This is a genomic window from Bifidobacterium sp. LH_491 (genome assembly GCF_056356495.1).
In genome coordinates this window covers 1,958,230-1,971,105 of record NZ_JBKEUI010000001.1, presented here as the reverse complement: position 1 = coordinate 1,971,105, position 12,876 = coordinate 1,958,230, and the positions used below count along the sequence as shown (strand labels likewise).

Annotated in this window: 6 protein-coding genes; 3 read left to right on the top strand and 3 right to left on the bottom strand. The window is 59.9% G+C overall.

All coding sequences use genetic code 11. From position 1 onward, the window contains the following. Nucleotides 1-260: 260 nt before the first annotated feature. Nucleotides 261-2,537, bottom strand: coding sequence for a glycoside hydrolase family 3 N-terminal domain-containing protein (locus AC1AWK_RS07455; RefSeq protein ID WP_476569438.1), 2,277 nt, complete (start codon nucleotides 2,535-2,537; stop codon nucleotides 261-263). 351 nt (nucleotides 2,538-2,888) lie between these two features. Between AC1AWK_RS07455 and zwf the strand changes: the two genes are divergently transcribed. The 3 genes from zwf (at nucleotide 2,889) to pgl (ending at nucleotide 6,345) form a co-directional block, all read left to right on the top strand. Beyond that, nucleotides 2,889-4,466, top strand: a complete 1,578-nt coding sequence (gene zwf / locus AC1AWK_RS07450) for a glucose-6-phosphate dehydrogenase (RefSeq protein ID WP_476569436.1) — start codon at nucleotides 2,889-2,891, stop codon at nucleotides 4,464-4,466. After that, nucleotides 4,463-5,464, top strand: a complete 1,002-nt coding sequence (locus tag AC1AWK_RS07445; protein ID WP_476569434.1) for a glucose-6-phosphate dehydrogenase assembly protein OpcA — start codon at nucleotides 4,463-4,465, stop codon at nucleotides 5,462-5,464. Before zwf ends, AC1AWK_RS07445 begins: the two co-directional genes overlap by 4 nt. 83 nt (nucleotides 5,465-5,547) lie before the next feature. After that, on the top strand, nucleotides 5,548-6,345 hold the full coding sequence (gene pgl, locus AC1AWK_RS07440; protein WP_476569432.1) for a 6-phosphogluconolactonase: 798 nt from the start codon (nucleotides 5,548-5,550) through the stop codon (nucleotides 6,343-6,345). 230 nt (nucleotides 6,346-6,575) lie between these two features. Here the strand turns inward: pgl and gndA are convergent, their stop codons facing one another. Both gndA and AC1AWK_RS07430 read right to left on the bottom strand, forming a co-directional pair. Next, entirely contained in the window at nucleotides 6,576-8,024 is a 1,449-nt protein-coding gene (gene gndA / locus AC1AWK_RS07435) for an NADP-dependent phosphogluconate dehydrogenase (protein ID WP_476569430.1), read from the bottom strand. A 237-nt stretch (nucleotides 8,025-8,261) separates the two neighbouring features. Continuing rightward, a complete protein-coding gene (locus AC1AWK_RS07430) occupies nucleotides 8,262-12,851 on the bottom strand; it encodes an acyl-CoA dehydratase activase-related protein (protein WP_476569428.1) in 4,590 nt (1,529 codons plus the stop codon). Nucleotides 12,852-12,876 lie beyond the last annotated feature (25 nt).

Sequence of the window (12,876 nt, the reverse complement as noted above, 5' to 3'; positions counted from 1 at the left end):
GAGGTATCACCCTTCCACGCACCTCGTTTCGACATATCCAGATGCCTTGCGGCACCGAAGGTGCATCGTAATATGAGGCATATACAACTGTTGTAGATACAACAAAGTTGACGTCATGACAAACGGCGCGACAGCAACTGACACGCCGGAGCACTACCATGCACCAGCGGAAACATCGGAGCCGGCAACACACCGGATCCGACCATCAGCATAGCCCCGTGAGCCATAACGTCCACCGAAACCACGCGCACCACGTAGCGTCACCGCACGGTAAACATCACCGAACGCAAATCCGACTCGCGAGACGAATGCCCCACCATCAGGGCAAACTCACCAGGCTCCACCACGCGACGGCACTGCGCATCCACCATCGAACACGCCGATACCGGAATCTGCCAATGCAACGTCGCACGCTCCCCCGGCGCAAGCTCCACGCGACGATACGCCTTCAACTCCTTATCCGTCCAGCTCAGCGACGTCACCATATCGCGCACATATACCTGCGCCACCTCCACGCCAAACCGATCTCCGGTATTCGTTACCTCCACACTCAACTCCAGCACATCGTCGACGCCAAACACCCCATCACCCTGCAAGCGCGGCCCACCATACGCAAACGAGGTATACGACAGACCCTCGCCGAAGACAAACGCAGGATCCTGCGTCAAATCCGCATACCGATCACCATGCTGACCGCGAATCTGGTTGTAATACACCGGCAACTGTCCCGCATGACGAGGGAATGTAATCGGCAGACGGCCGCTCGGCTCAACCACACCGGCAAGAATCTGCGCCAACGCACGACCGCCCTGCATGCCCGGACTCGGCGCCCACAACAACGCATCAGCCTGCAACGCAGCCTGCGGCAACACCTGCGGCTTGGAACTCATCAACACCACGACAAACGGCACCTGACGCTCATGCGCAACCTGCGCCAACGCCTCCAACAGCGCACACTGACCACCCTGCAACTCCAACGTCGCCGTAGAACGGCCCTCACCAATTAGCTCAATCACATCACCGACCACAGCCACCACAACATCGGCACGGCGAGCCTGCTCCACCGCACGGGCGACCATATCGCGATCGACAGCGGCAGGCACTGCAATCTTCGGGCGCGGCTGTCCATCCGGATACGTCTCCCCGGCCGGATCAGGCATCAAATCCACCACACGGGCGCCCGGCTCGTACGTCACCCGCGCTTCGGAAAACACCTCGCGCAAGCCATCAACCACCGTCACAATACAATTGCGTGGATGGCCCTGCGGCATCCAATCGACCTGACCGGAATTGCCGGCCCAATCCCCCAACTGCATCTGCGCATCATCCGCCAACGGCCCACACACCGCCACATGCGCAACCCGATCGCGCTGCAACGGCAACGCACCCTCATTGCGTAGCAGCACTACCGACTCGTGCGCCAACTGCAAATTGCACGCCTCATGCTCCGGTGCCCCGATACGCTCACGAATCAACCCATCGTCAGGCACACGCGGATCTTCAAACAGTCCCAAACGGAACTTCAACGCCACAATACGCGCAACCGCCTGATCGAGCACGCACTCGTTCAGCAGCCCGAAACGCACCGCCTCAATGGCGCCCTCGTAGAACTTCGGCGTAGCCATGACCATATCATTGCCCGCCGCAACCGCATCAGCAGCAGCCTGCACATAATCAGCCTTCACATGCTGCTCCCACACCGCACGGCCGACATTGTCCCAATCGGTCACCAACGTACCGCCATACCCCCAAGCGCCACGCAGCACATCAGTCAACAGCCATTGATTGAACGTCACCGGTACGCCATCGATGGACTCATACCCCAGCATGAACGTACCGCACCCCTGCTTCGCGGCACGTTCAAACGGCGGCAGGAACCAGGAAGCCAGCTTACGATGCGACAAATCAGCCTCCGACGCATCACGACCACCCTGTGTTTCCGAATACCCGGCAAAATGCTTCGCACATGCCAAAATCGCATCCTTCGGCAACGGCTCGCCCACGCCGGCGCCACCCTGATATCCACGCACCATCGCACACGCCATATCGCCGATCAGCAGCGGATCTTCTCCGAATGTCTCGCCCACACGCCCCCAACGCGTATCACGCGCGATGCACAACACCGGAGAAAACGTCCAATGCACGCCAGTGGCGGACACCTCACGCGCCGTCACCCTCGCCGCTTGCTCCACCTTCTGCGGATCCCACGTAGCCGCCATGCCCAACTGCTCCGGGAAAATCGTCGCGCCAGGCCAGAACGAATACCCGTGGATGCAATCATCAGCAATCAGCAACGGAATGCCCAACCGAGACTCCTCGCGCACAATACGGGCCGCACGCGCAATATCCTGCGGCTTCGTATGCAACATGGAACCCACATGGCGTTGCAAAATCAACTCGCGCACATCCGTGCCACGAGCATCCACCTGCATCATCTGGCCGACTTTTTCCTCCAACGTCATACGCCCAAGCAAATCGGCGATTCGCCGATCCACCGACAACTGCGGATTACGATAATCAGGCATCTCATCCACCATCAATGACACTCCTTGCGTCCGCCGCATCCTCTGCCGCATACCCGCCTTGGCATGCACTGTGTTTCTTCCAACCGCGCCCATCCAATCGACACGGCGACACCGCCACCAATTTTACGAGCGCACACCACGGAACACGCGAACGCCACACCACATTCCATGCCAGCAAATCCACACGAGCACTGCGAGCGGCATAATGTCTCGACATCGCCTTACCAACAACGCGGCCTTCCGCACGATGAGGCACACAATGTAAGATACCTCACACTTACGTCTGCAAAAGCTTGCAAAATAAGGGGCATTATTTACCCAACCGCGAAGTGCACCATGCGTGCGAGCGGTCAACACATTAGGATGGGACCCATGACCGATTCCTCAACCACAACCGCCGGCACGCACAGCGCGCAACCTTGGCGCAATCCGTTACGCGATCCTCGCGACCTGCGGCTGCCACGCATCGCAGGCCCGTGCAGCATCGTCATCTTCGGCGTCACCGGCGACCTGTCGCGCAAGAAACTCCTGCCCGCGATCTACGACCTCGCCAACCGCGGCCTGTTGCCACCCAGCTTCGGCCTGACCGGCTTCGCGCGACGCGACTGGGACCAGGAACAATTCACCCAATTCGTGCGCGACAACGTCATGGAGCATTGCCGCACCCCCTTTGACGAAGCGACTTGGCATCAACTTGCCGAAGGCATCCGCTTTGTGCAAGGTACGTTCGACGATTCGCAGGCGTTCGCGCGATTGAGCGAAACCGTTGCCGAACTTGACCGCGATCGCGGCACCCGCGGCAACCACGCTTTCTATATGTCCGTGCCGCCCCGCGCATTCCCACAGGTATCCCGACAGCTGGCCGACTGCGGCTTGGCGAAATCAGACGAAGACGCCTGGCGACGAGTCATCATCGAAAAACCGTTCGGCCACAATCTCGCCAGCGCCAAGGAACTCGACCGCGTGGTCTCGGAAGTCTTCGACCCTTCCAGCGTGTTCCGCATCGACCACTATCTAGGCAAGGAAACCGTGCAGAACCTGCTGGCCTTCCGATTCGCCAACGCCATGTACGAACCGATTTGGAACGCCAACTACGTCGACCACGTGCAGATCACCATGGCCGAAGACATCGGCGTCGGCGGGCGAGCCGGCTACTATGACGGCATTGGCGCGGCCCGAGACATCATCCAAAACCACTTGCTGCAGTTGCTGGCACTCACCGCCATGGAGGAGCCCGTCTCCTTCTCCGCAGCCGATCTGACCGCCGAGAAAACCAAGGTGTTGTCCGCCGTGCGCCTGCCCGACGATCTGGCCGCACACACGGCACGAGGCCAGTACGGCGCTGGATGGCAAGGCTCGCATGAAGTCGTCGGCTACCTGGACGAATCGGGCATCGATCCAGCGTCCACCACCGAAACCTATGCGGCGATTCGTCTCGACATCGATACGCGCCGGTGGGCCGGAGTGCCGTTCTATCTGCGCACCGGCAAGCGGCTGGGCAAGCGCGTCACGGAAATCGCCGTCGTCTTCAAGCGCGCGCCGCACCTGCCGTTTGAGTCCACGGCAACGCGCGAGCTGGGCAATAACGCGATCGTGATCCGCGTGCAGCCCGACGAGGGCGTCACCATGCGATTCGGTGCCAAAGTCCCCGGCGGCACCTCCATGGAAGTGCGCGATGTCTCCATGGACTTCGGCTATGGACGCTCCTTCACTGAATCTTCGCCGGAAGCCTACGAACGCCTGATCCTCGACGTGCTGCTGGGCGATCCGCCGCTGTTCCCCACCACTCGCGAAGTCGAATTGTCGTGGAAGATCCTTGACCCCATCGAAGAATTCTGGGCCACCCTCGGACAGCCCCAACCATATCGTTCGGGTACATGGGGACCCGCAGAAGCGGACGAAATGCTGGCCCGCGACGGACGCCATTGGAGGATGCCATGATCATCGTGATGCCCAATACCGAAACCCGCGAAATCTCGGCACGCATCGACCAATTGCACGAAGAACGCGGCGAAGCCGCCCAAGGCCGGGTGTTGACCTTGCTGATCTCGACCACCGAGCAGGAGCTGGAATCGGCGTTAAGCGTGGCGAACAACGCCAGCCGCGAACACCCCTGCCGGGTGATCGCCATTGCCCCGTACACCAGCGCGCAAACCCAATCCGCGACCACTGCGCATGACCAGGGTCCCGACGCCGCACCGCAGGAACAAGCCGGTGAGGAACGACACACCTTCCTGGATGCGGAAATCCGTTTCGGTTCGGATGCCGGCGCCGGCGAAATCATCGTGCTGCGCCCCCGCGGCGGTCTGGTCCACCACGAAGATACCTTGGTCATTCCGCTACTGGTACCCGATGCGCCGGTCGTGGCCTGGTGGCCCACCGACGCTCCCGCAGACCCCTCACGCGATTTGCTGGGCGCCATGGCAAACAGCCGCATCACCGACGCCATGCGCTCCTCCAATCCGGCGCGCACCATGGACGATTTGCGCCGTAACCGTTCGCCGAAGAACATCGACCTGTCGTGGACCAGACTCACCATCTGGCGCGCGCTGCTGGCCACTATGCTTGACCAGCCGCCGCACAATCCCGTGCTCTCCGCCACCGTGTGCGGACCACGCGACTTCCTGCCCACCGAACTCCTAGCCGCCTGGCTACGGCTACGACTCGGCGTACCGGTTCTGATTGACGAGCAGCCTACGGCCTCCGCCGTCACCGGCGTCTCATTCACCCGGGCCGACGGCACGCTGCGCTTTGAACGCCCCGAACCGGATTCCGGCGCGGCGCAATTATGCATTCCCGGACAGGCTCCGCAGCATATCAATGTTCCGAAGCGCAGTTTGGAAGAATGCCTCAACGAAGAACTGCGCCGACTCAACCCGGACGAAGTCTACGGCGAAGTCATCAGCCAAGGATGGAAACTCATCCATCCCGAACACTGACCGGCATATCTGCCAACCAACCGTTGCCTCCATGCTCCGCCTATGCGGCTGCCGTGGAGGCAACCGCATAGAAAGCCAACATCGTGAGTACATCATCCATGCTGATATACGACAACCCGAACACCCTTGCGGCCGTCGCCACCGAGCGACTGCTGCTCACCATCATCGACCTGCTTGCCGAGCCGACGCGCACGCGCGTGGATATCGCGCTTACCGGCGGCACCGATGGCAACGCCATCCTCCACGCCATCGGCACCAGTCCGCTGCGCGGCGCCGTGGACTGGAAACGCGTCCACTGCTGGTGGGGTGACGAACGGTTCGTCGCCGCCGACGACCCGGACCGCAACGCCAAACAGGCCTACGAACTGTGCTTGGGAGCGCTGGTGGCCGACGGCCTGCTGCCTGAATCCAACATCCATCCCATGCCAGCCGACACCCGCGCTGCCGACACCATTGCCGCCGCCAACGATGAGGAGCAGGACGCCGTTCTGGCATATGCCGCAGAGCAATACCAGCGCGAGCTTATCGACCAACTCGGCACGCAGCCACGCATGGACATCGCCATGTTCGGCATGGGGCCGGACGCTCATTTCGCCTCGCTGTTCCCCGGTCTGCCGCAAGTATGCATTGACGATCCGCACGTACTGGTCGCCGGCGTGCGCGATTCACCCAAACCGCCGCCGCTGCGCCTGACCTTAACCGTACCGATGATCTCCCGCAGCGAGCGCACCTGGATCATCACCTCACGAGAGGGCAAGGCCAAGGCGCTGCGACTCGCATGCGATGCACCGCGCAACCCGCAGGCACCGGTCTCGTATGCCGATGCTGCCGGAGAAGTGCTGTGGATGGTGGACCAAGCTGCGGCTAGTCTGCTGTCGTAATCGCCGTGGCCGCCGGTAAACTCTGACAGTCTGCGCAACAACAGTGCGTGCATACAACGGCGTGCTCATACGACAGTGCGCGCATACGACAGCTTGCACCATAAATAGCATGCGCATGAAGGCCGGCTGGAGTACGGACAATATGACCGTGGGGTGGCGGTTCCTATACGGACTGCCACCCCACGGTCGTATCAAGCGCCTATTGGCGACGCTCGTTGGCTACTGTGCGCCTAGGCTTCGATTTCCTGACGATCCTCGGTTGCCCACAGTGTGTGGAACGCACCCGGCTTGTCCACACGACCATAGGTGTGTGCGCCGAAAAAGTCACGCTGTCCCTGAATCAACGCGGCAGGCAGACGCGGTGAACGCAATCCGTCGAAATACGCCAGCGACGAGGAGAATGCGGGAACGGGAATGCCGAACCGTACAGCGCGCGCCACCACACGCCGCCATGAGGATTGCGCGGTTTCGATGGCGTCCTTGAAGTACGGGGCGAACAGCAGCGACACATTCGCTTCTCCCGACTCGAACGCTTCCGCGATACGGTTGAGGAACTTGGCGCGGATAATGCAACCGCCACGCCAAATGCGCGCCACGGCAGCCAGATCGATGTCCCAACCGTGCTCCTGCGCGGCGGCAGTGATTTCGTTAAAGCCCTGCGCATAGGCGACGATCTTGGAAGCGTACAAGGCTTCACGGATGTCGTTGACGAACGCCTGACGCTCTTCCAACGGCATATCCACCGCTTCGGTGGGGGCGGCAAATCCTTGGCGCATGGCTTCCTCGCGCAGCGCGGACTGCGAGGACAGGCCACGGGCGAACACCGCTTCAGCAATGCCGGTGACCGGCACCGCCAAGTCCAATGCGGTTTGCACCGTCCACGTGCCGGTGCCCTTCATGCCCGCGTGGTCGACGATGACGTCCACCAGCGGCTGGCCGGTCGCGTGATCGCGCTGGCGTAGCACTTCGGCCGTGATCTCAATCAGGTAGGAATCCAGCTCGGTTTCGTTCCATGCGGCGAACACATCGCCGATTTCCTCAGTGGACATGCCCAAACCGCGACGCATCAAATCATAGCTTTCCGCAATCAGCTGCATATCTGAATATTCGATGCCGTTATGCACCATCTTGACGAAGTGTCCAGCACCATCGGCACCAATATGCGTCACGCACGGCTCACCTTCGGCTTTGGCAGCGATGGATTCAAAGATGGGCTTGAGCGTCTTCCAGGATTCCTCCGTGCCGCCCGGCATCATGGACGGACCACGTAAGGCACCTTCCTCGCCGCCGGATACTCCGCAGCCCACGAAATGCAGACCACGCGCACGAATAGCACGCTCACGACGAATCGTATCGGGGAAATAGGCGTTGCCGGCGTCCACAATGATGTCGCCCGGCTCCATCAGATCGGCCAACGCATCGATCATGGCGTCGGTAGGCGCTCCGGCCTTGACCATGATGATGGCGGTACGCGGCTTTTCCAAGCTATCGACGAACTCTTCCAGCGTGCGGGCGGGGAAGAACGCTCCCTCGTCACCATGTTCCGCCATGAGGGTTTCGGTACGGCCATACGAACGGTTGAACACCGCCACCCTATTGCCGTGATGGGCAAGATTACGCGCCAGGCTGCCGCCCATTGCCGCCAATCCAATGACGCCTACGTTTGCTTCCGCACTCATGCTGCTTCCTTCCACACAGGTTGCTTACCTTGCCCAGTGTATAGCGTCCACTGGTTTTCGGCGATACCCACGTCATGGATTGGCCCTAGGCGCAAGCCGATACCCAGCAAAACCGCTGTCCGACGCGGCATACCACCGTCGTAACGTGACCAACATCACCTTTTCATGTCACATCCGACCCGTATTGCCGGCACCGGCCTGCCCACGACGACAGGACAGCCCACTCATCAGGCCGGGCTACCGCACCTCACCGACCTGCTGTGCGTGGGCTTTCTTCGCCGCGGCGATCATCAGCTTGATACGGTTCAGCTGGTTGGCCTGCGAAGCGCCAGGATCGTAATCAATGGATACGATATTGGCTTCCGGATGCAGCCGGCGAATCTTGCCGAACATGCCACGACCGGTCACATGATTCGGCAAGCAGGCAAACGGCTGCGCGCACACGATATTGGGACATCCCGAAGCGATCAGCTCCAAAATTTCCGCGGTAAGCAGCCAACCTTCGCCAGCCTGCACGCCGATGGACGTCACCTCCGCTGCCTTCTTGACCAATTCGGGCATCGGTAGATCCTGCTCGAATTTGCCGTGCGCCGAGGCTATCGCAGCATGCACCGGCGCGTGGTAACGATCCAGAATCCACCGCATCGCCGCATACGACAACGCGTTGCCGCCCTTACCCAAATAGTGGCGGTTCCAATCATCGATGTAGGGCCGCGTGGTCATGAATTCCATAATGCCGGGCACTACGGCCTCGCAACCTTGCGATTCGATGACCTCAACCAGATGATTGTTGGCATCGGGGTGGTATTTCACCAAAATCTCACCCACCACGCCTACACGCGGCTTACGGGCAATGTCACGCAGCGGCAACGCGTCGAAACTGCGCACAATACGTTTGACCAGCCGACCATACGGCAGGTATCCCACTCCCCACAGCCGCCGTGCAGTACGCGAATAGCCGTGATGTTCCAATGTTTCGCGCACTACCGTATCCCACTGCTTATACAGTGCGTTCGCACTGCCCGGCGTCTGTTCATACGGACGCACCCGCATCAGGCATTTGAGCAGTACGTCCCCGATCATGAGCGCTTTGACGGCACGATGCAGCAATGCCGGAGTCGCCTTGAATCCGGGATTATCCTCCAAACCTTGCGTGGAGAGCGCAATCACCGGAATCTGAGGATACCCGGCATCAATCAACGCCTTGCGAATCAAGCCGAAATAATTCGTCGCACGGCACATGCCGCCGGTCTGCGTAATGGCAAGCGCCACCTTATCCGGATCATATTTGCCCTGCACAATGGCGTCCACCAATTGGCCGACGACCATAATGGCGGGATAGCACGCGTCATTGTTGACGTATTGCAGGCCGAGTTCGACGTCTTCGCGGCTGGCGTGTTCAAGGATATCGAAATGGTAACCGCCGGAACGAATCACCGATTCAACCAATGAGAAGTGGATGGGACTCATCTGCGGACCAACAATGGTGTAGTCGCGTTTCATGGATTTGCCAAATGGAATCTTGTTGGCATAATGCGACAGCGTGGCCGTATGATGATTGTCATGCTGCACCGCGTCGAGCAGCACTTGGCGCCCTGGCGTTGGTGCCCGTCCGCCGGTGTGTCGGAACCCCTGTGAAGCCGCAAGGGATTCACGTTCCTCCACAGCGGCTTTCAGCGAACGCAACCGGATCTTCGCCGCACCCAAATTGGAAACTTCGTCAATCTTGAGCAGCGTATACACGTCGGCCTTGTCTGCCAAGACTTCCGCCACCTGATCGGTGGTGATGGCGTCCAGGCCGCAGCCGAACGAATTGAGCTGCACCAATTCCAGGCCTGGGTACTGCGAGACGAAACGCGCCGCCTCATACAGCCGCGAATGGTACGCCCATTGGTTCGTCACCCGCAACGGCATGCTGCTGGTCGCGCGGGCCACATGGCGGAATCCGTCTCCATCATGTTCGCGTGCATTATGTTCGCCATCGGCCAGATACTGCGTGATGCTATCCCGTATGGCCGGATCGAGCGCATATACGGCATCTTCGGACAACACCACCATACCGAGCGAGCATATGGTTTCGGGAATGCCGTGGTTGATTTCAGGATCGATGTGATATGGACGTCCAGCCAGCACAATGCCACGGCACTGGTGCTCCTTCATGTACGCCAACGCCCGCAGCCCCTCTTGCTGGACATCGTATTTGAATACCGCATCCTCGGCATAGGCGGCATTCACGGCTTGCTGCGCTTCCTCACGGGTCACGCCAGCCCAGGCGAATTCCTCGACAATGCGATCGACCATAAGCGCATGGTCGGCCAAGTTGAAGTACGGCCGCAAATATCGGATGCCCTCATCGCGCAGCTGCGGCATATTGGCTTCGATAACCACCGGATAGTTCGCCACCACCGGACAGTTGTAATGGTTGTCCGTATCCTGCACCAACGTGTCCTCGTACGATACGCAGGGATAGAAAATCGTGGTGATGCCCTTGTCCAGCAGCCATTGCACGTGCCCGTGCACCAGTCTGGCCGGGTAGCAGATGTTTTCCGAGGCGATGGATTCGATGCCGGTGGTGAACAGCTCGTGGCTGGACCGGCCGGAAATCACCACCTTGAATCCCAGCGAGGTCAACAGCGTGAACCAGAACGGGTAGTTCTCGTACATATTGAGCACACGGGGGATGCCGATGGCGCCGCGCGTGGCCTTGGCATCCGTCAGACGGCGGTAAGCGAAGCAGCGCTTGTACTTGTAGTCGTACAGATTGGGTCGGCTGCTGCGCTGTTTGGTCGAATCGCCGCCGCGTTCGCAACGGTTGCCGGTCACATACCGCGAACCGTCTTGGAATGTGGTGACCGTGAGCTTGCACCGGTTCTGGCATAGTTTGCACACGTCGCGCTGCACACTCATGGACAGCCCATCAAGCTGATCGCCCGAAAGCAATCCCGAGTGCGCGTGTTCGCAGCCCGCACCGTCTTCCTCGTCCGCTCCGTCCACGTAATGCATGCGTGCCGTCAACGCAGCACCATACGCTCCCATCAATCCTGCGATGTTGGGACGGGCCACCTCGCGCTTGGTCAATAGTTCGAACGCACGCAGCACGGCATCGTTGAGGAATGTGCCACCCTGCACCACCACGGTGTCGCCCAGTTCGCCCGAATCACGCAGCTTAATCACCTTATACAAGGCGTTGCGTACCACCGAATAGCACAGGCCTGCGGCGATGTCATCCATCGTCGCGCCCTCTTTCTGCGCCTGTTTGACCGATGAATTCATAAACACCGTGCAGCGCGACCCCAAATCCACCGGATGCTTGGCCCGCAATGCCGCCTGGGTGAATTCCTCGATGGTCAATCCCATGGATCGCGCGAACGTCTGCAGGAATGAGCCGCAGCCGGATGAACAGGCTTCGTTGACGGCAATGGAATCGATCACCCCATCGTCGATGGACAGATACTTCATGTCCTGACCGCCGATGTCAATAACCGCCGTCACACCGGGACTAACCATTTCCGCGCCCCGATAATGCGCCATGGTCTCCACCACACCCTCATCCACATGCAGACCGGCAGCGATCAGCCCTTCGCCGTATCCGGTCGAACAGCTGCGTGCGATATAAGCCTCCGGCGGCAACTGCGCGTCAATACGTTTGACGATATCGACGGCAGCGTCGAGAGGACTGCCGTCATTGGTGGCATAGCTCGACCATACAATCTCGCGGTCATCATTGATCAACGTGGCTTTGATGGTGGTGGACCCAGCGTCGATGCCTAGGAAATGCGGACCGCAGGCACCCTGCAATGATCCGATACGCACATGCTCGCGATGGTGACGTGCTTCGAATGCTTCGCGCGCCTCCCTATCATCGAACAGCGGTGGCATGGTTTGCGCACTGCCCGGCATATGCTCCAGGGCATCCAATCGCTCCAACACGTCCACGCAGGTGATTGTCATCTCCTCACCCGCGTCAGCCGCTTTGTCCACACCATTCGCATCGCCGTCACACGTTTGGCTGGACAGCAATGCCGCACCATACGCCACGTACAAGTGGGCGTCGCCCGGCACGATAAACTCGTCCACCTTGCCATCCAATGCACGGGCGAAGGCTTCACGCAATTGAGGGAGGAAAAAGAGCGGACCGCCCAAAAACACCACATTGCCATGGATGGGTCGACCGGCCGACAAACCGGCGATGGTTTGTGTCGCCACCGCCGTAAAAATTGAGGCTGCCAAATCGGGTTTGGCGGCACCGTCGTTAATCAATGGCTGCAAGTCAGTTTTAGCGAATACGCCACAGCGGGAGGCGATAGGATACAACGTCTCATAATGAGAGGCCATCTCGTCTAGTCCACTGGCGTCGGTATCCAGCAGGGTGGCCATTTGGTCGATGAACGCTCCCGTGCCCCCGGCGCACGTACCGTTCATACGCTGTTCCGGCGTTGGCTTGAGATACGTCACTTTCGCATCCTCACCACCAAGTTCGATGATGACATCGGCACGTGGATATTCGCGGTCTATGGCTTCGGTTTCAGCAACGACTTCCTGTATAAATGGCACATTCAGCGCGTCTGCCAGCGTCAAACCACCCGAGCCGGTGATCGCCAGTCGGATCGGAACATCTCCAATATCCCGCTGCGTCAACGTCGCATGAACGTCTTCCATGAGTTCGGTAACGGCGGCACGAACATTCGCATGATGACGACGGTAATCACGGAACAATGCCTCGTCCAACCCATCGCGCTCCCCCAACGCCACTGCCTTTACTGTAGTCGAGCCGATATCTAGCCCCACCCGAATTGCCGAGGACGGCATGTGCTTCCTGTCAGTCATCACACCTCTTCCATACCGTATCGGT